The 20,217-nt window shown below is 58.7% G+C and carries 22 protein-coding genes; 9 read left to right on the top strand and 13 right to left on the bottom strand.

Annotated features, from left to right (window positions below):
- The first annotated feature begins 38 nt into the window (after positions 1 to 38).
- Positions 39 to 782, top strand: coding sequence for an MBL fold metallo-hydrolase (locus ACFOOP_RS12695; protein ID WP_379881338.1), 744 nt, complete (start codon positions 39 to 41; stop codon positions 780 to 782).
- Positions 783 to 788: 6 nt separating this feature from the next.
- On the opposite strand, the gene ACFOOP_RS12690 is transcribed toward ACFOOP_RS12695, so the two are convergent.
- From ACFOOP_RS12690 to ACFOOP_RS12675, 4 genes are all read right to left on the bottom strand, one after another.
- Entirely contained in the window at positions 789 to 1,289 is a 501-nt protein-coding gene (locus tag ACFOOP_RS12690; protein WP_379881336.1) for a choice-of-anchor V domain-containing protein, read from the bottom strand.
- 15 nt (positions 1,290 to 1,304) lie between these two features.
- Positions 1,305 to 2,303: a Vgb family protein gene (locus ACFOOP_RS12685; protein ID WP_379881335.1), complete on the bottom strand. Its 999-nt coding sequence runs from the start codon at positions 2,301 to 2,303 to the stop codon at positions 1,305 to 1,307.
- 100 nt (positions 2,304 to 2,403) lie between these two features.
- The gene (locus ACFOOP_RS12680; protein WP_379881334.1) at positions 2,404 to 2,823 is read right to left on the bottom strand and encodes an SRPBCC family protein; all 420 of its coding nucleotides are present in this window, start codon (positions 2,821 to 2,823) and stop codon (positions 2,404 to 2,406) included.
- Entirely contained in the window at positions 2,820 to 3,143 is a 324-nt protein-coding gene (locus tag ACFOOP_RS12675) for an ArsR/SmtB family transcription factor (RefSeq protein ID WP_379881333.1), read from the bottom strand. The genes ACFOOP_RS12680 and ACFOOP_RS12675 overlap by 4 nt, the downstream gene beginning before the upstream one ends.
- 223 nt (positions 3,144 to 3,366) lie before the next feature.
- On the opposite strand from ACFOOP_RS12675, the gene carB reads away from it, so the two are divergent.
- From carB to ACFOOP_RS12660, 3 genes are all read left to right on the top strand, one after another.
- Complete coding sequence (gene carB / locus ACFOOP_RS12670) at positions 3,367 to 6,672, top strand: carbamoyl-phosphate synthase large subunit (RefSeq protein ID WP_379881332.1); 3,306 nt, start codon at positions 3,367 to 3,369, stop codon at positions 6,670 to 6,672.
- Positions 6,673 to 6,882: 210 nt separating this feature from the next.
- Positions 6,883 to 7,356 (top strand): transcription elongation factor GreA, encoded by a 474-nt coding sequence (gene greA, locus ACFOOP_RS12665; protein WP_379881330.1) that lies wholly within the window; start codon positions 6,883 to 6,885, stop codon positions 7,354 to 7,356.
- 213 nt (positions 7,357 to 7,569) lie between these two features.
- Positions 7,570 to 8,070 carry a nuclear transport factor 2 family protein gene (locus tag ACFOOP_RS12660; protein WP_379881328.1) on the top strand — a complete coding sequence of 167 codons (501 nt, stop codon included), beginning with the start codon at positions 7,570 to 7,572 and terminating at the stop codon, positions 8,068 to 8,070.
- A 4-nt stretch (positions 8,071 to 8,074) separates the two neighbouring features.
- On the opposite strand, the gene gmk is transcribed toward ACFOOP_RS12660, so the two are convergent.
- The 7 genes from gmk to fabD all read right to left on the bottom strand — a co-directional run bounded on the left by gmk (position 8,075) and on the right by fabD (position 14,297).
- Positions 8,075 to 8,719, bottom strand: coding sequence for a guanylate kinase (gmk, locus tag ACFOOP_RS12655; protein WP_379881326.1), 645 nt, complete (start codon positions 8,717 to 8,719; stop codon positions 8,075 to 8,077).
- A gap of 10 nt (positions 8,720 to 8,729) precedes the next feature.
- Positions 8,730 to 9,617 (bottom strand): YicC/YloC family endoribonuclease, encoded by an 888-nt coding sequence (locus tag ACFOOP_RS12650; protein ID WP_379881324.1) that lies wholly within the window; start codon positions 9,615 to 9,617, stop codon positions 8,730 to 8,732.
- Between the two features lie 39 nt (positions 9,618 to 9,656).
- Positions 9,657 to 10,709, bottom strand: coding sequence for an endolytic transglycosylase MltG (gene mltG / locus ACFOOP_RS12645; protein WP_379881322.1), 1,053 nt, complete (start codon positions 10,707 to 10,709; stop codon positions 9,657 to 9,659).
- A gap of 40 nt (positions 10,710 to 10,749) precedes the next feature.
- On the bottom strand, positions 10,750 to 12,036 hold the full coding sequence (fabF, locus tag ACFOOP_RS12640) for a beta-ketoacyl-ACP synthase II (protein ID WP_379881320.1): 1,287 nt from the start codon (positions 12,034 to 12,036) through the stop codon (positions 10,750 to 10,752).
- 141 nt (positions 12,037 to 12,177) lie between these two features.
- The gene (locus ACFOOP_RS12635) at positions 12,178 to 12,414 is read right to left on the bottom strand and encodes an acyl carrier protein (RefSeq protein WP_104832297.1); all 237 of its coding nucleotides are present in this window, start codon (positions 12,412 to 12,414) and stop codon (positions 12,178 to 12,180) included.
- Positions 12,415 to 12,587: 173 nt separating this feature from the next.
- Positions 12,588 to 13,325, bottom strand: coding sequence for a 3-oxoacyl-[acyl-carrier-protein] reductase (fabG, locus tag ACFOOP_RS12630; protein WP_379881318.1), 738 nt, complete (start codon positions 13,323 to 13,325; stop codon positions 12,588 to 12,590).
- Between the two features lie 36 nt (positions 13,326 to 13,361).
- Positions 13,362 to 14,297 (bottom strand): ACP S-malonyltransferase, encoded by a 936-nt coding sequence (fabD, locus tag ACFOOP_RS12625; RefSeq protein ID WP_379881316.1) that lies wholly within the window; start codon positions 14,295 to 14,297, stop codon positions 13,362 to 13,364.
- Positions 14,298 to 14,444: 147 nt separating this feature from the next.
- Between fabD and ACFOOP_RS12620 the strand changes: the two genes are divergently transcribed.
- The 5 genes from ACFOOP_RS12620 (at position 14,445) to ACFOOP_RS12600 (ending at position 18,541) form a co-directional block, all read left to right on the top strand.
- Positions 14,445 to 15,485 carry a glycosyltransferase family 4 protein gene (locus ACFOOP_RS12620; RefSeq protein ID WP_379881315.1) on the top strand — a complete coding sequence of 347 codons (1,041 nt, stop codon included), beginning with the start codon at positions 14,445 to 14,447 and terminating at the stop codon, positions 15,483 to 15,485.
- 185 nt (positions 15,486 to 15,670) lie between these two features.
- A complete protein-coding gene (gene rpsF / locus ACFOOP_RS12615) occupies positions 15,671 to 16,093 on the top strand; it encodes a 30S ribosomal protein S6 (RefSeq protein WP_379881313.1) in 423 nt (140 codons plus the stop codon).
- 15 nt (positions 16,094 to 16,108) lie between these two features.
- Positions 16,109 to 16,336: a 30S ribosomal protein S18 gene (gene rpsR / locus ACFOOP_RS12610; protein WP_379881563.1), complete on the top strand. Its 228-nt coding sequence runs from the start codon at positions 16,109 to 16,111 to the stop codon at positions 16,334 to 16,336.
- A 5-nt stretch (positions 16,337 to 16,341) separates the two neighbouring features.
- Complete coding sequence (rplI, locus tag ACFOOP_RS12605) at positions 16,342 to 16,941, top strand: 50S ribosomal protein L9 (RefSeq protein WP_379881312.1); 600 nt, start codon at positions 16,342 to 16,344, stop codon at positions 16,939 to 16,941.
- Positions 16,942 to 17,056: 115 nt separating this feature from the next.
- Positions 17,057 to 18,541 carry a replicative DNA helicase gene (locus ACFOOP_RS12600; RefSeq protein ID WP_379881310.1) on the top strand — a complete coding sequence of 495 codons (1,485 nt, stop codon included), beginning with the start codon at positions 17,057 to 17,059 and terminating at the stop codon, positions 18,539 to 18,541.
- Positions 18,542 to 18,547: 6 nt separating this feature from the next.
- Here the strand turns inward: ACFOOP_RS12600 and ACFOOP_RS12595 are convergent, their stop codons facing one another.
- Together ACFOOP_RS12595 and ACFOOP_RS12590 are read right to left on the bottom strand one after the other, a co-directional pair.
- Positions 18,548 to 18,952 carry a RidA family protein gene (locus ACFOOP_RS12595; RefSeq protein ID WP_379881308.1) on the bottom strand — a complete coding sequence of 135 codons (405 nt, stop codon included), beginning with the start codon at positions 18,950 to 18,952 and terminating at the stop codon, positions 18,548 to 18,550.
- A gap of 11 nt (positions 18,953 to 18,963) precedes the next feature.
- On the bottom strand, positions 18,964 to 19,767 hold the full coding sequence (locus ACFOOP_RS12590) for a glutathione S-transferase family protein (RefSeq protein WP_379881306.1): 804 nt from the start codon (positions 19,765 to 19,767) through the stop codon (positions 18,964 to 18,966).
- Positions 19,768 to 20,217 lie beyond the last annotated feature (450 nt).

Genomic DNA, 20,217 nt, shown 5'->3' with positions numbered 1-20,217 from the left:
GCTTGGCAATTCGGCCTCCTCGCGTTTAGGTATGAGCCATGAGCCAGACCCCCCATGCCCACGAGGCCAAACCGCCCTTCACCGTTCGCATTGTGCCCGTGACGCCGTTCCAGCAGAACTGCTCCATCATCCGCGCGGCCAACGGCAAGGCGGCTGTTGTCGATCCGGGCGGCGAGCCTGAGAAAATCCTGCAGGCGGCGAAAGACTTCGACGCGGAGATCGAACAGATCTGGATCACCCATGGCCATCTCGACCATGCGGGCGGCGCGATGGCGCTGAAGCGCGCGACCGGCGCGCCGATTATCGGTCCGCACAAGGAAGACACCTTCTGGCTCGACGAGATCGCCGATCACTGGGCCAAATACGGCCATCCCGGCATGGGCGAGAACTGCACGCCAGACAAATGGCTCAATGACGGCGATGAACTTGAGCTCGACGGCGCCAAATTCGACGTCGTCTATACGCCCGGCCACACGCCGGGCCATGTGGTGCTCTACAACAAGGATGCAAATATCGCTTTTGTGGGCGATGTCCTGTTCGCGGGCTCCATCGGGCGCACGGATTTTCCTCGCGGCGATCACGACACGCTGATCTCATCCATCACGCAAAAGCTCTGGCCGCTCGGCGATGTGCAATTCGTGCCGGGCCATGGGCCCGTCTCGACCTTCAACCGCGAACGCCAGTCAAATCCCTTTGTTGCGGACAGCGTCACCGGCTATCAAGGCGCGGCGAAGACACCGGCCAATGAGATGGATCAGAAACTGTCCAAGCGCTGGCAGTAAGTTTTCTTACTCGCCAAGGTTGACTGCAAAAGTCCTAAAATAAATCCGGTCGCCAAAAGACGACATGTCATTATTGGCGCCGTTGATGGCGGCGAAAAACAAGATCTCACCATCAGCTTCTTCCGGCGCCGTCCAGGTCACCGTCCAGCTTGCGCCGTCTTGCGCCGGGACCGGCGCCGTCGAACGCACATCCTGTTCATTGGCTTCCGTGCCCTTCTTCGCATGATGAAACGCGCCGGCGCTCGCGGTCAGCATAAAACCGGCAACTGCTGCGCCGCTCGGCGCGAACTGGAGCGATAGCTTGTAGGTCTCACCCAGCGTCACCCGCTCCGGCAATCCGTCTAGCGTGATCAGACCGGAGTCCTTTTCGACCTCAGAGTCGAAATGACAGGTTGAACAGGTTTCGGCGCCGTCAAGTTCAGCGGCGCCCCAGGGCGCCCCTTCAGGATAGGCGACTGCGGCGCCCCACATCATGAGAAAACCCGCAAGAATTCCAACCGGTTTCATGAGCTATGTCCTTTTTCAATCTGTGACCGGCGGGTCGACGATCGCGCGGCCCACATAATTCGAATCCGCGCCAAACCATACCGCGCCAGTGGGCGTATGATAGTGCATATGCCGGATGGCGCCGCCACCCGAAGGCACATTCGTTTCGGAAAAGAATTCCTCCGTTTCCGGATCAAATCCGGTGAAGACATTTGGCTCCACGCCGGTGGCGACCATCCAGATGCGCCCCTTGCCGTCGGACGCCATGCCATAGGGACGCGCGCCTTCGCCTTGGGGCATCGTCCACTCGTCGACCTTTTTCGTTTTCGGATTATAAACACCAAGCATGCCCTTGGCGTAATCGCCATACCAGACGCGCCCATCGGCGGTCACTTCCAACCGGCGCGGGCGTGTCTCTTCGCGCGGCAGGTCAATCTCGGTCAGCTCCAGCGTCGCGGGATCAATATGCGCCAGCTTGTTCGTCCCGAAAAGAACCGCCCAGACCGAACCGTCAGGCGCCATCTTGATTCCATAGGGACGCGAGCGTTCGGTTTTCGACGCGATCAAATCAACTGCACGGCTTTCAATATTCAAGCGCCCAAGAAAATTACCACCCTGCACCGTGAACCAGATGTTTTTCTCATCATCGTCGAACACAAGCGTATGAGGATCGCGCGCCGCGCTGTCCGGCATGGCGATTTCCTCGATCTCTTTTGTCTTTGGATCAAAACGCCCGATCAGCGCGTTGCGGTTGCCGGCATACCAGACGATCCCGTCAGAGCCGACAATCAGATTGTGCGGGCCCGACCCTTCTTTCAGATCGACCTTATAAATCTCGCCTGTCTGCGTGTTGAGATTGGCGAGATAGCCGGTGCGTTGGCCGACAAACCAGACGGAGCTGGCGCTCTCCGCATACGGATCGCGCGGACGCGACTCTTCATAAGGAACTTTCCACTCACGGATATCGACAGTTTCCGCAGCGAAAGCGGGGGAAACGAGTGCGCATAGCGCCACGGCCGCTTTGACAAGCTTCATACAGACCTCCCAGCATCCCCCGTTGATGTATGGCGCATTCATAGCATGCGCCGCGCGCGGGAAGGCCAAAAGGGAGATAAAACTTTTGTTAGTTTGACCCCTAACTCGCCACCCGTCTCAGACGGCCAAAATGCTCGTCCCAGCCGCTGTCGTGGTTCGCGGCCATGCCGAAGGGATCGTCCTCATATTTCTCCCAGCCGTCATGAACGAGGGTCAGGATCGTGCCGCCTTTCACCGCCTCCAGCGTCCAGGTGCAGGTGGTTTCAACGCCTTTGAGATGATTGTGGGTGAATGTGTGGACCAGCCGTTCCGGCTTTTTCATTTCAAGCACTTTTCCCCAGCACATTTTCTCGCCCTCCTTGCCATAGGTGTTGGTGACAAGGGTCCAGTCGCCGCCTTCTTTCAGGTCCGCGGCGCCGCGATGGAACCACAATGCGAGCTGGTCGGCCTCTGTCAGGAATTTCCACACATGTTCGGGCGGGGCTTTCAGAAAAAGTGTTTTGACGATCTTCATGGTCATTGTGTTGTCTCCACGAGAGTTTTGAGGGCTGCCAGCCGGTCATCCCAGAAACGGTCAAATGTGTTGAGCCAATCGGCGGCGGTTTTGAGGGCTTGCGGGTTCAGGCGATTGATACGTTCTCGGCCGTGAGGCTCGACTGAGATCACCCCGCCGTCCTTCAGGATTGCGAGATGCTTCGCGACGGCGGGACGCGTCATGTCGAATTCAGCGGCGATTTCGGAGATCGACCGGGGGCCCTCGGACAACATAGCGATGATCGCCCGGCGCGTCGGGTCGGCAAGCGCGCGGAATATGGGTTGATCCTGAGGAGTGGCGGGCATTTTATCGGCCTCAACGTAAAACCTTATGGTTTCGCTTTATATGAAACCTTTTGGTATCATGTCAAGCGTCAATGTGACTTGCAAAACTCTTGCGCTACAGCCCTTCCCCTACCCGCCATCATCCCCTAAGACACCGCTTTAACCGACAATTGATTCCATTTCCCGTGCGCGAGCGGCCGCTCCGGTTCTGCTCGCCTCGCGCGGGGTTGCGCGCGAGTAACGTATGCCGAAACGGACCGACATTTCCTCCATCCTCATTATCGGCGCCGGGCCCATCGTTATCGGCCAGGCTTGTGAGTTCGACTATTCAGGGGTGCAGGCCGTAAAGGCGCTCAAAGAGGAAGGCTTCCGGGTCATCCTCGTCAATTCGAACCCGGCGACGATCATGACCGATCCGGAGCTCGCCGATGCGACATACATCGAACCGATCACGCCGGAATTTGTGGAAAAGGTCATCGCCAAGGAGCGCCCTGACGCGCTCCTGCCGACCATGGGCGGCCAGACCGCGCTGAACTGCGCGCTGGATCTGGAAGAAGCCGGCGTTCTTGAAAAATACAATGTGGAAATGATCGGCGCGCGCGCCGACGTCATCCAGAAAGCCGAGGACCGCGAAAAATTCCGTGTCGCCATGGAAAAGATCGGGCTTGAAAATCCGCGCTCCGTCATCGCCGCCTGCCCTGCGATCAAAAACGATACAGGAAAGATCATCGGCTATGATCGCGTGTCAGGCGTCGCCAACGCCATGCAATATCTGGACGATATTGGCCTGCCGGCGATCATTCGCCCGGCCTTCACGCTTGGCGGCACAGGCGGCGGCGTCGCCTATAATCGCGAAGAATTCGAACATTATGTCCGCACCGGCATCGAAGCCTCGCCGGTGGGACAGGTCCTGATCGATGAAAGCCTCTTGGGCTGGAAAGAATTTGAGATGGAGGTTGTGCGCGACAAGGCGGACAACTGCATCATCGTCTGCTCCATCGAAAACGTCGATCCCATGGGCGTTCATACGGGCGATTCCATTACGGTGGCGCCGGCGCTGACCCTCACCGACAAAGAATTCCAGATCATGCGCAACGCCTCCATCGCGGTGATGCGCGAAATCGGCGTCGAGACCGGCGGCTCTAATGTTCAGTTCGCGGTGAACCCCGACAATGGCCGCCTCGTTGTGATCGAGATGAACCCGCGCGTGTCGCGCTCCTCCGCGCTGGCTTCGAAAGCAACCGGTTTCCCGATTGCGCGCGTCGCAGCGAAACTCGCGGTCGGCTATACGCTCGACGAGTTAGACAATGACATCACCGGCGCGACGCCCGCAGCGTTTGAACCAACCATCGATTACGTCGTCACCAAAATTCCGCGCTTTGCGTTCGAGAAATTTCCGGGCGCCGAGGCGACGCTCTCGACGGCGATGAAATCGGTTGGCGAAGCCATGGCCATCGGCCGGTCATTCGCAGAGTCCATGCAGAAGGCGCTGCGCTCTCTTGAGACCGGGCTTTGCGGACTCGACCCGATCGAGATTGCCGGTCTTGGCGAAGGCGATGACGCCAATGCGTTCAGGGCGGCGCTCGCGGCGCCGACGCCGGATCGGCTGCGCGTGACGGCGCAGGCTTTCCGCCATGAATTGCCGCTGGAACAGATCCGCTCCATCACGCAATATGACCCGTGGTTTCTCGAACAGATCGCGGAAATCATTGCAACGGAAAAACAGATCGCGCGCGATGGTCTGCCAGACGACGCCGAAGCCTTGCGCCTCATTAAGGCCATGGGATTTTCCGACAAACGCCTCGCAGAGCTTGCCGAAGGCACGGAAAAGGAAGTTCGCGAGCACCGGCGCGCACGCAAGGTCCACCCCGTTTTCAAGCGCATCGACACCTGCGCCGCGGAGTTCGCCGCCAAGACGCCTTACATGTATTCCGCCTACGAACCGTCTTTCGCCGGAGCTCCGGCCTGTGAATCGAACCCGTCGGATCGGAAAAAAGTCATCATTCTCGGCGGCGGACCGAACCGCATCGGCCAAGGCATTGAGTTTGATTATTGCTGTTGTCACGCGGCGTTCGCGCTCGCCGATATCGGCGTCGAGTCAATCATGGTGAATTGTAACCCTGAGACAGTGTCGACCGATTACGACACGTCTGACCGGCTCTATTTCGAACCGCTGACCGCCGAAGATGTTCTGGAAATCGTCGCGAAGGAACGGGAACATGGCGAGCTTCTCGGCGTCATTGTTCAATATGGCGGACAGACGCCCCTGAAACTCGCCGGCATTCTCGAAGACGAAGGCGTGCCGATCCTCGGCACCCCCTATGACGCCATCGACCTCGCCGAAGACCGTGAGCGGTTCCAGAAGCTCGTTCAAAAGCTCGGCATGGTGCAACCGAAAAACGCCACCGCGCCTTCGCGTGAGCTCGCTGCGGAAGCCGCGGAAGAGGTTGGCTATCCTCTTGTCACGCGTCCTTCCTATGTGCTCGGCGGGCGCGCCATGGAGATCGTGCGCGACAAAACCGCCCTCGCCCATTATCTCGCGACGGCCCAGATCGAAATCAACAAAGACGAGCCGCTTCTTCTCGATCACTATTTGCAGAACGCCGTCGAAGTCGATGTGGACGCCATCTGCGACGGAGAGGATGTCTTCATCGCCGGCGTGATGGAGCATATTGAAGAGGCCGGCGTGCATTCCGGCGACAGCGCCTGCTCGCTTCCGCCCTATACGCTGTCAGACGCCATGATTGAAGCGCTGAAAAAACAGACAACGCGCATGGCGCTTGAGCTCGGCGTCGTCGGCTTGATGAATGTGCAATACGCCATCAAGGACGACGTCATTTATCTTCTCGAGGTGAACCCGCGCGCCTCGCGTACGGTGCCGTTCGTCGCCAAGGCTGTCGGCCTGCCCGTGGCGCGGATCGCAGCAAAAGTGATGGCTGGCGCCAAGATCAAGGACCTTGATCTCAAATGGCCCGAATTCACCCATGTGGCCGTCAAGGAAGTTGTCTTCCCCTTCGCGCGTTTCCCCGGCGTCGACACGGTGCTTGGGCCCGAGATGCGCTCCACCGGCGAAGTCATGGGCATCGACGTCAATTTCGACAAGGCGCGGGCGAAAAGCCTGATCGCCGCCGGCGCGCGCATTCCCATGAAAGGCTGCGTGTTCGTGTCGCTGAAAGATTCCGATAAGGCGCAAATGGTCAACGCCTCGCGCAAGCTCCTCAATATGGGCTTCACGATCATCGCCACTGGCGGCACGGCGGATTACCTGAATAGTCAGGGTCTAGATGTCGCCCGCGTAAACAAGGTGCTCGAAGGGCGCCCGCATATCGTTGACGCCCTCAAAAACGGCGAAGTCCATATGGTCTTCAACACCACCGAGGGGGCTCAGTCGGTGAAGGATTCGCGCTCCATCCGCACGACCGCCCTGACCCAGAAAATCCCCTGCATCACCACCGCCGCCGGAGCCCGGGCCGCCGTCCGCGCCATCGAGGCCATGCGCGCCGGGGATCTTGAGGTCGCCCCGCTTCAGGCCTACTTCGCCGCGATATAGAAAAACTATTAAATTTCAATCAGTTAAGACAGTTTCGCCGCAAATCCTCTTGAATTTCCGGCAAAGTAGGCTTAGATAACCGGCTCGAAAATAGGCGACGGCCCGGCGAAAACCGCCCGGCCGCGCTATTTTTTTCGTTTTACGGTCAAGAGGACCGGCCAAGGCGGACCAATGCGGGTTCGCCATTTATGAGGAGAGAGAGGGCGAGACATGGATAAATTCCCCATGACCCTTGGAGGCTATCAGAAGTTGGAAGCCGACCTGAAAAAACTGAAGAATGAAGAACGCCCGGCTGTCATCCAGGCGATTGCGGAAGCGCGCGCCCATGGCGACCTGTCCGAAAACGCCGAATATCACGCCGCGAAAGAGCGCCAGGGCTGGATTGAATCCCAGATTCTCGACCTTGAAGACAAATACACCCGCGCCGAAGTGATCGACGTATCCAAGCTCGACGGCATATCTGTGAAGTTCGGCGCCATCGTCACGCTGATAGACGAAGACACCGAAGAGGAGAAAGTCTGGCAGATTGTCGGAGATCTTGAAGCCGATGTGAAACAGCGCCGCATCTCCGTCTCTTCGCCCATCGCCCGCGCCCTGATCGGCAAGGAGCAAGGCTCCAGCGTCGAAGTCGCAGCACCTGGCGGCGCACGGTCTTATGAGATCGCGAAAGTGGTTTTCAAGTAAACGCTGTTTACTGAGAATTTTGATTTATTGAGCGCGCGCCTTTCGAAAGAAAGGCGCGCTTTTTCATGCAGCAAGAATAATTCCTCGGCGTATGCCCTGATTTGAGATCAATTGCCCGGTTTTCGCGTCTAGCTGATTGAATTCACGCTCCCCTCGGTGGGCTTGGACCCGTATGACCAGACCAGATCATTTTGAACCGAAAGCAGGGATTTCATGTCATATTTGTCGGTCGCATTTCGTGTGCGCGGAACTGTGTTGGCTGCACTGCTGCTCTTTTGCTCTCCCTCACTGGCGCAGGAGAAGCAAGAATGGACGCCGGAACAACAGGCGATTGTCGACCTGCTTAAGAACGGCCCGATGAATATCGAGACCAATTTCGAGAACTGGGAAGACAAGTACCATGAAGAGTGGACAGTCTGGTTCGCTGGACAGCCCACGGTTCGGCAAAAACCTGCGCATATGGAAAGAGTGCGCGACTATATCGGCCAAGGCGCCAAAGTCATTTCGTACACTGCGCAATTCGCCGATATAAGCGTAATCGGGAATACAGCGTTCGCGCGCTTCAATGCGATAGAAGAATTGCGCAATCCGGACGGCTCTCCGCGCACCGTTTATTATGCCGGGACGGACTATCTGGTAAAAGTTGATGGTCAATGGAAAGTCAGAGCGACGACCGTCGCCTTTACGCCGCAAGATGAAGAAAGCGAAGAATAAGCGCTTACCCGTCGCCGATCATCTCTTTCACAATCGCGGCGAGACCAACCTGGCGGCGGCGTTTCAGGCGTTCGGCGAAGAGGATGGAACGTAATAACTCTTCCGACTCATTCAGGTCGTAATTGACGATCACGTAGTCATACTCAGCCCAGTGGGACATTTCGGCGTCAGCTTTGGCCATGCGCTTTTGCACGACGTCTTCGGGGTCCTGCGCGCGCTGGCGCAAGCGCCGCTCCAGTTCCTCGCGCGAGGGCGGCAGGATGAACACCTTGACCACATCCTCGCCCGCGACCTCGTCAAGCTGTTGCGCGCCCTGCCAGTCGATATCGAACAGAACGTCCTTGCCCTGACGAAGCGTGTCCTCGACGAGGCTGCGCGGCGTGCCGTAATAATGCCCGAACACATTCGCCCACTCCATGAACTCGCCATTGTCACGCATGCGCATGAATTCTTCCTCGGAAACGAAAAAATAATCCTTGCCGTGCGCTTCACCGGGCCGGCGCTGGCGCGTGGTGGCGGAAATCGACAGCACCATATCGCCGTCCTTGGTCAGAAGCCGCTCAGCCAGCGTGGTTTTCCCGGCGCCCGACGGGCTCGACAGGATGAACATCAGGCCTCTGCGGGCCACTTTGAGGTCGCCGCCGATCATCTCGTCTTCCCTATTCGATATTCTGCACTTGTTCCCGGACCTGATCGATCACGCGCTTGAGGTCAAGGCCGATGCGTTTCAGCTCCATATCCTGCGCCTTGGAGCAGAGTGTATTGGCCTCGCGATTGAGCTCCTGGGTGAGGAAATCGAGGTCCCGGCCCACGGGACCGGATTTCGCCAGAAGCGCCCGGCCCGCGCCGACATGCGAGGAAAGCCGATCCAGCTCCTCCCTGACATCGGCCTTGATGGCGAGAAGCGAGGCCTCCTGAGCGAGACGGTCTTCAGGGACAGCGCCCTCCAGTAACTCTTTCAACTGGGCTGATATCCGGTCGCGGATCGCCGCGGGCATTGCGGCGGCGTTCGCTGCAGCGTCGGCGGTCAGTTTCTCAATCATGTCGAGTTGCCCCGCGAGCACCTCACCCATGGCGACCCCTTCCTTGCGGCGCGCATCGGCAAGCCCGTCCAGGGCTTGAGCGAAGGATGTCATCAACGCGGCACAAAGGGCTTCGCGCATCTCCTCGCTCATTTCGTCTTCGGCTTGTTCGATAACGCCCCTCAGCGCCAAAAGACCTTCCGCCTGGGGCGGGGCGCATTCGATCCGCAAGCGGATTTTTTCGATCATGGCGACAGCATTATCAAGCATCGCCTCGTTGATCGCATAGCCAGCGTCCTGCCCGTCTTTATTCAGAGTCAGTCCGATATTGAGCGTCCCGCGCGCCAGTTTCTGTTTCGCGAGTTTTCGCATCTCAGGATCGAGCGCATCGAATCCGGCCGGTAGACGCGCACGCCATTCAAGGCCCCGCCCATTAACCGAGCGCACTTCCCAGATATAGCGCCAGCCGTCATGTGCGCCTTCAATCCGGGCGAAGCCGGTCATGGAAGAAAGGTTTCCGGTCAATTGTTTTCCTTCATATGCGGTCGATGATTGGCCGCTGTTTTACTTTCCGCCTTGCGTGGCGCGCTGGCGTTCAATGCTCCGCCATTTGGCGACATTGGCGTTGTGTTCACGCAAGGTCGGCGCGAACACATGCCCGCCTGTGCCGTCGGCGACAAAAAAGAGATCATCCGTATCCGCAGGATTGAGAACCGCTTCGATCGACGCCTTGCCGGGATTGGCGATCGGCGTCGGCGGCAAACCGCGAATGACATATGTGTTATAAGGGGTTTCCCCGCGCAGCTCGCTGAGGCGCAAACCGCGGCCAAGGGGCTCGCCCTGAGTCAGGCCGTAAATAATCGTCGGGTCGCTCTCAAGCCGCATCCCTTTTTTGAGGCGGTTTACAAAGACCGAAGCGATGCGCGGTCGCTCCTCAGCGACGCCGGTTTCCTTTTCAACGATGGAGGCGAGAATGATCGCCTCAGCCGGGGTTGAAAATGGAAGCTCCATAGCGCGGTCATCCCAAATCGCATCAATCAGCGCGTCCTGGTCTTTCATCATCCGGCGCACGAGATTGTCGCGGGTCTCACCGCGTGTGAAGGCGAAGGTCTCAGGCAACAGTTCACCCTCGCCCGGCTCAATCGACACCTCGCCTTCGAGCACGTCGTTCTCGTTCAGCAATCGGATGATCTGCGCCGTCGTGCGCCCCTCGGGCGCTGTGAAATAATGCAGGATGCTCTTGCCTTCGCGAAGCTGATCGATAATGGCGATCACGCTTGATCGGGCCGGGATTTCATATTCACCTGCCTTGATCTCGCTTTGCACGCCGCGAAGACGCACCGCCGCAATAAAAATTTCCGGATGCTCGATAACGCCGACATCTTCCAGCTGGTGAGCGATCGTGGAGACAGCGCTCCCCGGCGGCAGGAGGACAATCGTGTTCTCCCGCGATGGACCGGGCTTCACCGCTTCGCGGTAGCCGAGATACCCGCCAACCCCGAGTGCAATCGCCGCCAGAAGCGCGAGCCCGCCGATAAAAAAGAGAAAGCTTTTCACCGCGCCCCCGCGCTGACTTGATCTGCGCTGGGCGCGCCTCGTCTGATCTTTACCTGACATCCCGCCTCCCGCCAGCTCCCGCTCGATTCATGAGGGGAGTTTAGCCGTCAACGCGCCGCATCACCAGAGAGGCGTTTGTGCCGCCAAAACCGAAGGAATTGGATAACGCCACGTTAATCGGCTTTTTGACCGCCTCTTTGGCGGCGAGATTGATAGGCGTCGCGACGGACGGATTGTCGAGATTGAGGGTCGGCGGCGCGATCCCGTCACGCATGGCGAGGAGGCAGAAAATCGCCTCCACCGCGCCTGCGGCCCCAAGCAAATGCCCGATAGAGGATTTTGTAGATGACATGACGAGCCCGTCCGCCGCATCGCCGAAGAGGCGCTCAACCGCTCTCAGTTCGATTTCATCGCCGACCGGCGTCGATGTGCCGTGGGCGTTGACATAGTCGATGTCTTTCGGCGCAAGCCCCGCGCGTTTCAGCGCCATTTCCATAGAGCGATAGCCGCCATTGCCGTCTTCGGCCGGCGACGTGATGTGATAAGCGTCGCCCGACAGGCCATAGCCGATAATCTCGCCGTAAATTTTCGCGCCGCGCGCTTTGGCTTTTTCATACTCTTCGAGCATGACGAAGCCGGAGCCCTCGCCCATAAGGAACCCGTCACGATCCTTGTCATAGGGGCGCGACGCTTTTTCCGGCGTGTCATTGAAATGAGTTGTCAGCGCCTTGCACGATGAGAAGCCCGCAATGCCGATGGGACAGATCGCAGCTTCGGCGCCGCCGGCCAGCATCGCGTCCGCATCGCCGAGCGCGATCAGCCGCGCCGCATCGCCAATCGCATGAGCGCCTGACGAACACGCCGTCACCACCGCGTGGTTCGGCCCCTTCATGCCGAGCTTGATCGACACCTGGCCAGAGACGAGGTTGATCAGATTGCCGGTGATGAAAAACGGCGACACGCGGCGCGGGCCTTTCTCATTCAGGACCAGCACTTCATCTTCGATGCCGGAAAGGCCGCCAATGCCCGAGCCCGTCATGACGCCGGCGCGTTCGCGTTCTTCTTCGTTTTTGAACTCAAGGCCGGAATCCTTGAACGCCATCTGCGCGGCGGCCATGCCGAACACGATGAACGGATTCATGCGGCGCTGTTCGCGCGGTTCTACCCAGTCATCGGCGTTAAAAGCCGCATCACCGGCTTTGTCGCCGCCGCGGGTTCCGTCAGTTAATGGAACGGAGGCCGCGATCCGGCAGGGAAGATTCGCGGCGTCGAATTGTTCAATAGGTCCGGCGCCGCTCTCACCATTGATGAGACGACGCCATACGGAATCGAGCCCCACCCCGAGCGGCGTGACCAATCCCATTCCTGTAACGACAACGCGGCGCATATAGACCTACTCCGGATTTGGGAAGCCGACAGGCCTTTGCGCTGATATTGACTGGCGCCGATGCGGTTTTCTTCAAAAACCCTTCAACGGCGCCGTCAGGCGAAACGGCCCTGTCGGCTCGTTATCGGGAAGAACAGCCGATCAGGACTTTTGTTCTTCGATAAATTTGATGGCGTCGCCGACCGTCTGGATAGTCTCGGCTGCGTCATCAGGGATCTCAACATCGAATTCTTCTTCGAACGCCATCACGAGTTCGACAATATCAAGACTGTCGGCGCCGAGATCATCGATGAAGCTCGCCTTTGGTTCGACTTTGGCGGCATCCACATCAAGATGTTCGACAACAATTTTCTTCACGCGTTCTGCAAGATCAGACATTCAACGCTCCTTGGTAAAAACGGTTATTTACGATTTTCAGATAAAACCTGAAAGGTGGTTTGTCAGCAGGTGTTAAACGGGGCCGCCTCTTGAGCGGGTTCGGGGGCGCAATTACGGCATATTGCAGATTGTTGCAACGCCAAAACCGCCGCAGCCGAGGTCATTTTCCTGACTTATAACATCGCCATGCCGCCATTGACATGCAAGGTCTGGCCGGTGACGTAGCGCGCCTCGGCTGAAGAGAGATAGACCGCAGCTGCAGCAATATCCTCAGGCGCGCCCATGGCGCCTGCGGGAATCTTGCCGAGAATCGCTTCTTTCTGCTGGTCATTCAGGGCGTCGGTCATGGCCGTGGCGATGAAACCCGGAGCGATGCAGTTGACGGTGACATTGCGGCTTGCGACTTCCTGCGCCAGCGATTTCGACATGCCAATCATCCCTGCCTTGGAGGCGGCGTAATTCGCCTGCCCGGCGTTTCCGGTGACGCCCACGACGGAGGCCACGCCGATGATCCGCCCGAAACGCTGTTTCGTCATGCCGCGCAAGGATGCCTTCGCCAGATGGAAATAGGCGGTGAGATTAATCTTGATGACCTCATCCCACATCGCCGGTTTCATCATCATCATCAGCGTGTCGCGGGTGACGCCTGCATTCGAGACAACTATGTCGAGCCCGCCCATGGCTTCCGAAGCGGTCTTTGGCAACGCGTCCACCGCATCGAGATCGGACAGATTGCACGGCGTCACATGAACGCGGTCTTTCAGATCGCCCGCAAGCGCTTCGAGTTTTTCCGCGCGGGTGCCGGAGACGGCGACGCTGGCGCCTTGCGCGTGCAGCGCTCTTGCGACAGCTTCGCCGATGCCGCCGGTGGCGCCAGTGACAAGCGCCCGCTTGCCCGAAAGATCAAACATTCCGCATCCTTTCTTTTGATTACGGAGAACTTCGCTTTAAGCTTTTACGAAGGCTTCGATATCGCCCGGTTCACTCACATTGAGGCTCTGCACATCGCGGTTGATGCGCTTGATGAGGCCGGACAGAACCTTGCCTGACCCCACTTCAATAAACAGCTCGCAACCTTCGGCCGTCATGTGATTGACGCTTTCAGTCCAACGCACGCGTCCCGTCACCTGTTTCACAAGAAGGTCACGGATCGACGCCGGATTGGCGACATCCTTCGCCGTGACATTGGCGACTAACGTCGTCGCAGGCGCAACGATTTTCACTTCCGCCAGCGCTTCCCTCATCCGTTCAGCGGCAGGCGCCATCAATGAAGAATGAAACGGCGCCGAAACCGGCAGCAATTTCGCAATCTTGGCGCCGAACTCCTTGGCGCCGGCGCAAACGGCTTCGACGCGTGCTTTCTCCCCGGAGATCACAACCTGTCCCGGCGCGTTGTCATTGGCGATTTCACACACGCCGTCACCCTTGGCGGCGTCGATGGCTTTTTGCGCGGCTTGCATGTCGACGCCGATCAGCGCCGCCATGGCGCCTTCGCCCACCGGAACAGCGGCCTGCATCGCCTCGCCTCGAATGCGCAACAGCTTCGCCGTGTCGCTGAGACTGATGGATCGCGCCGCACACAAGGCGGAATATTCTCCGAGAGAATGCCCGGCGACGAACATGGCGTTGGCAATGTCAGCGTCAGCTTCCGCTTCCAGCACCCGCATGGCGGCGATCGAATGGGCCATCAAGGCGGGTTGCGTATTCGCCGTCAGGGTCAGCTCTTCCATGGGGCCTTCGCGCATCAGCTTTGAAAGCTTCTGACCGAGCGCCTCATCCACTTCTTCAAAAACTTCGCGCGCAACCGGAAAAGCATCGGCGAGGCTCGCGCCCATTCCCACACTCTGGCTACCTTGTCCCGGAAAGACGAAAGCTCGCGTCATCGCGGCCCTGCTCCTTGGTTAAATTCTGAATTCGCGGACATAGCGACGCTGGCGCGCGAGGGCAAGGATTGGCGCTCACCAAATGTTACGGTTTCTTTTGCCGCCAAACCTTTTGCTGGAAGGGGCGAGCGCTGGTATCAGCCGCAGATGACCCAGCCGCCTATCCGCATCGCCACATTATCTGACGCCCCCGACCCGGACTGGGCGTGGATTCGGGACCTGATGGCGCCGGATTACGAAATCGCCGGCCGGCGGCTCCACTGGACGCCCTATTCGCTGGCGGCCCCAAGAAAAAAGCTGCAATTCGCCTATCGCTACGCCGGGGTGCGGCGCCTCATATCGGGTGCGCGGAAACAGCCCTATGACCTCATCATCACGCACGGCCCCTGGATGACGACCTGGGTGGAGCGCGTCGGACAAGCCGCAAAGGGCCCCAAAGAGAACCCCGCGCGCCACCTCGCCTTCTCCTTCAATTTCACCGACCTGCCCACCGGCTTCCGTAAATCGGTCATGAAACGCGCCTTTGACGGCGTCGATGCTTTCGCTGTTTTTACCGATGCGGAACAAGGGCTTTACGCCGATTATTTCAATATCGACCGGAGCCGGTTCTGGCGCGCGCCCTGGGGCGTCGCGCCGCCTTTAGCCGGGCCTCAGCCCAGAACCATCGAAGGGGACTATTTCGCCGCCCTCGGCGGCGAGGCGCGCGATTATGCAGTTCTGTGCGAGGCCGCCCGGGCCCTTCCCGGGACCCGTTTTGTCGCCGTCGCCCGGCCCCATAATTTCGAAGGGCTGAACCCGCCCGAAAATCTCGAGGTAAGGTTCAACCTGCCCTTTGAGGAGGCCTGGGAGATCGTCCAGCACGCCAGGGCGGCGCTTGTTCCCTTGCGCTCGCGTGAGACCCCTTGCGGGCTCGTGACCCTTGTCGGGGCCATGCATATCGGCAAGGCGCAAATAGTGACCGACGCCGCCGGGGCCGCCGACTATCTGAGGGACGGCGAAACCGGGCTTCTCGTCCCCCCCGGGGACGCATCCGCCCTCGCCGCCGCTGTCACCCGACTTGAGGCCGATCCAGCGCTGACGAACCGCCTGGGGCAAGCCGCAAGAGACTTCGCCGAGGCCAATTGCAGCGAGGCCAGGACGATCGCCTTTTTCGAGACTGTCCTCGTCCGCTGGTTCGGCGAGAAATAGCCGGTTTCGCGCTTGCAATAGGCCGCTCACTCCGCTATCTCCCGCGCCTTCACGAGCGATGGTCATGGGCGCTCGCCCCCAATCGGGCGGGTTCAAGGGATGGTCCCTTAGCTTCATGAGCCACAGGCGTTCCGGATCGCCAGCAGATCCGAACAGTCTCCGTCGCCCTATAAGGAGCTGGCTACATGCCGCTATACGAACACATCTTTATTGCGCGTCAGGATATCTCGCCTGCGCAGGTTGAGGGCCTGACCGAAACGCTCACCAAAGTCGTTACAGACCTCGGGGGCAAGATTGCAAAGTCCGAATATTGGGGCCTTCGCAATCTCCAGTACAAAATCAGGAAAAACCGCAAGGGCCATTACAGCCTTTTCAACATCGAAGCGCCGGCCGAAGCGATCTTCGAACTTGAGCGTCAGGAAAAGCTCAATGACGACGTTCTGCGCGCACTCACCGTGCGTGTCGAAGAACATAATGAAGAGCCGTCCCCCGTGTTGTCACGCCGTGACCGCAATGATCGCGGCGAGCGTGGCGACCGTGATCGCGGCGACCGTGGAGACCGTGACCGCGGCGATCGTGGCCGCGGCGATCGCGGCGACCGCCGGTAATCAGGAAAGGGATCAATCATGGCTAAACCATTTTTCCGCCGCCGCAAAACCTGTCCGTTCTCCAGCGATAACTCGCCGGCGATCGACTACAAGGATCCGAAACTGCTTCAGCGTTTTGTTTCCGAACGCGGCAAGATCGTTCCGTCGCGGATTTCCGCCGTCTCTCACAAGAAGCAGCGTGAGCTTGCGCGCGCCATCAAGCGCGCCCGTTTCCTTGCGCTTCTTCCCTACGTATCGGAGTAAGCACGATGGACGTCATTCTCCTCGAACGGGTCGAAAATCTCGGCCAGATGGGCGATGTTGTCAAAGTGAAGGCCGGCTATGCACGGAACTTCCTTCTGCCCCAGAAAAAGGCGCTTCGCGCCAATGACGACAACAAGAAAGTTTTTGAGGCTCAACGCGCCGATCTTGAAGCGCGCAACCTCGAACGCAAGAAAGAAGCCGAACAGGTCGCTCAAAAAATCGATGGCGCCTCTTTTATCGTCATTCGGCAATCGTCGGAACTGGGCGTTCTTTACGGCTCCGTTTCGAGCCGCGATATTGCGGAAGCGGCGTCAGAAGGCGGGTTCTCCATCGAACGCGCGCAGGTGCGTCTCGACAAACCGCTGAAAGCGCTCGGCATTACGCCTGTCCGCGTTGTCCTCCATCCGGAAGTCGACGTGAAGATCAACATCAACATTGCGCGCTCTGCTGATGAAGCTGAACGTCAGGCCCGCGGCGAGAACGTCCTCGCCCGTCCTGAGGATGAAGCCGAAGAGGAACAGGCCGCGGAAGCTGCGCCCGAGTTCTTCGACGAAGACGCCGACGCCGCCGTTGAAAACGCGGATGAAGAAAAAACCGAAGAATAACAAAATAACATAAAGGAGCTTTTGCAACAGCGAAGGCTCTCCCCACCCCCAAAGGTGGAAAAATATAAACGCCGGCTGTCTTCTCAGCCGGCGTTTTTTTTGATCTAAGGGCTGAATGGCTGACGGCGCAACCAATGCACCCAATAAAAATCAGGGTACGGAGAATAAACTCCCCGTAAGCCTCGATGCTGAACAGGCGATCCTCGGCGCCATTCTGTTCGATAACGAAATCTTTTACCGGGTCTCCGTCTTCCTGAAGCCCGAGCATTTTTTCGATCCCGTTCATCAGCTCATCTTTGAAGCGGCGGGCGATCTGATCAACTCGGGCCGTCTCGGCTCTCCAGTCACGATCGACACCTATCTCGCGAACAAGCAGGGCTATATCGACGCTGGCGGCAAGCGTTACCTCGAAACGCTCGCGGCGAATGTGCCGTCAACTTCCGGCGCCACCGACTACGCCAGGATCGTGTTCGATCTCTCCGTTTGCCGGGGCCTTATGTCCATCGGCTCGGAAATGTCGGAACGCGCGAAGATCGCAACGCTAGAGGATTCGCCCTCACAGCAATTGCAAGACGCGGAACAAGCGCTCTACAAGCTCGCCGAGACCGGAAAATATGGCGGCGGTTTTAAAACTTTCCGCGCCGCCATCACCGAAGCGATTGAGCTTGCAAACGCCGCCGTCAAACGTGACGGCGGTCTGGCCGGCGTCTCCTCCGGCCTTCGCGATTTCGACCGCATGCTCGGCGGCCTTCATCCATCGGACCTGATCATTCTCGCCGGCCGCCCCTCCATGGGCAAAACATCGCTTGCGACCAATATCGCGCTGAACGCTGCGAAGGCGCACAAGACCGAAAGACAGCCCGACGGCACGATGAAAACGGTTGAAGGCGCGGTGGTCGGCTTTTTCTCGCTGGAAATGTCCGCCGAACAGCTCGCGACGCGTATTATCGCCGAAGTCGCGGAAGTCTCCTCCTCGGCGATCCGCCGCGGCGAGGTCGATCAGGAACAGTTCGACAAGATTTATCACGCCGCGCGCGAACTGGAAAAGCTGCCGCTTCACATTGATGACACTGGCGGCCTTTCCATCGCCCAGCTTGCCGCCCGCGCCCGGCGCCTCAAGCGCCAGCATGGCCTGAACCTTCTCGTGGTTGACTATCTCCAGCTCCTCACGGGCTCCGGACGACGCAATGACGGCCGCGTGCAGGAGATCACTGAAATCTCTCAGGGGCTCAAGACGCTGGCGAAAGAGCTGGACGTGCCGGTCATCGCCCTCTCCCAGCTTTCGCGTCAGGTCGAAGCGCGCGAAGACAAGCGCCCGCAGCTTTCCGACCTCCGGGAATCTGGCTCGATCGAGCAGGACGCGGATGTCGTGCTCTTTGTGTATCGCGAAAAATATTATCTCGGCCGTCAGGAGCCGCGCGAAGGCACCGAAGAACACATGAAGTGGCTCGCGCGCCTGGATGAAGTCGGCGACACCGCCGAAGTGATCATTGGCAAGCAACGCCATGGCCCCATCGGCAAGGTGGATCTCCATTTCGAAGAAAAATTCACGAAATTCTCGGATCTCGTCACCGACCGCTATGGCGGCGGCGAATATTAGGCGCCCTCACGCAGACGAAGCCGCCGTCGCCTCGATCTCGATCAGCATTGCCGGCGCGCCAAGCTGCGCCACAGGGATCAGCGTTGCGGCCGGGCGATGCTCGCCCAACGCGTCCAGCTGCGCGGCGTGATACGCCTTCATTCGCTCCACATCATAGCCGACGATAAAAACGGTGAGCCTGACAATGTCGCCGATATGCGCGCCCGCGCTTTCCAAAGCCACAGCGATATTTTGAAAGACCTGCCGGGCCTGTTCTTCAAAATCGGATGACAGCTTTCCGTCCGCCGCAAAACCGCCCTGCCCGGCGAGAAAAATCATTCGCGCGCCGGGGTCAACCACCGCCATTTGCGAGAAATGAAAATCCGTCGGGTCAATCAGTCCCGGCGGATTTGAAAAACTTACAATGGGCATGAGCACCTCCTTCAAATTTCCAAACGTCTCTTCACTTCCGGCCATGATTTCGCACCATTGGCGCGCATTTGTTCTGCAAGCTCGTCAGGCATCCATTCCATAAACGCAGGATAAAAAGTCGGGCGAGCCTGGATCCGCGCGAACCACGCCTCAACGCGCGGCAGACGCCCGTCGCGCCACATGCCGTCACAAGAAAGCGCGGCGAGCCGGTTAAGATAAGGCGCGAGCGCCACATCCGCGATGGAGAACTCATCGCCGGTTAGCCAGGGATGCCGCTCAAGCGCAGTCTCCATTTTTTTCAGATAGCTGTCATAGAGACGGATCTTGTCCGCCGCGCCAGGCGCGGCCAGCCCGTCATGAATCCATTTCCATTTGAGTTCACGCGCAGCACGCCCCTCCGCCCCTGCGCCTTGTAGAAAATCGTCAAATGAGCCGGCGCCATTGCGCAAGATCATGTGGCGATGAGAAAGCGCATAAGTCAGCGCCGAACAGGCGGGATGCAATTCCTCGTCGACCGCCTTTGTCCAGAGCCGCGCCCGCGCGCGCTCGACGGCGCCCTCTGGAAAAAGCCGCGGCGCCTCGGGGAACGCATCTTCCAGATATTCGCAAATGACGGTCGATTCCGGAATCACTTCACCATCATGCACCAGCGCCGGCACGACCGCCTTAGGATTGATTCTCAAATAGGCCGGGTCGAACTGTTCACCTTTCAGGATGTCCACATAGTGGCCTGTCCAGTCGAGCTCCTTTTCCGCAAGTGCGAAGCGAACTTTCGCCGCGCAAGCCGATGACCCATGATGATAAAGTTCGAGCAAAGCAGCGTCCCTTTGATTCAAATCATACGGAATTTGGCCGCAACAGCACAGCTTCGCAATGACAAGCGCGCGATTGCACAGAACAGAGACGCATGATCGATTTTTCCAATTTCGGCCATGAATATTATCTTTTTTACATATAAATCGGGCGCCCATAGGGTTTCTTTGTGATGCGAATTTAAAGGGGCGCGGTTCGCCAAGGGGCTAGCGGCTTTATCGCATCTGAAAATGGTCACGTAGTAACTGGTCTCGTTTGTCAAAGACAAACCTGGTTCAACCCTGGCGGCGACAATCCTGGTGACATCAAGCCTGATGACATCAGGGCGCCCCCGGATGTGTCTTCTGAATTTTTGCACCGGAGAGGAAACATGAAAACAAATACGAAATCCGCCTTGCTCGCGACAGCTGCGGTCCTGTCGCTGTCTCTGGCGGCAAGCTGCGGCGGTTCGA

Origin of the sequence: Hyphococcus aureus, assembly GCF_042643165.1 — a bacterium.
Classification (GTDB): domain Bacteria; phylum Pseudomonadota; class Alphaproteobacteria; order Caulobacterales; family Parvularculaceae; genus Hyphococcus; species Hyphococcus aureus.
Note: the sequence above shows the minus strand (reverse complement) of the source record. Positions and strands in the feature narration are given on the sequence as shown.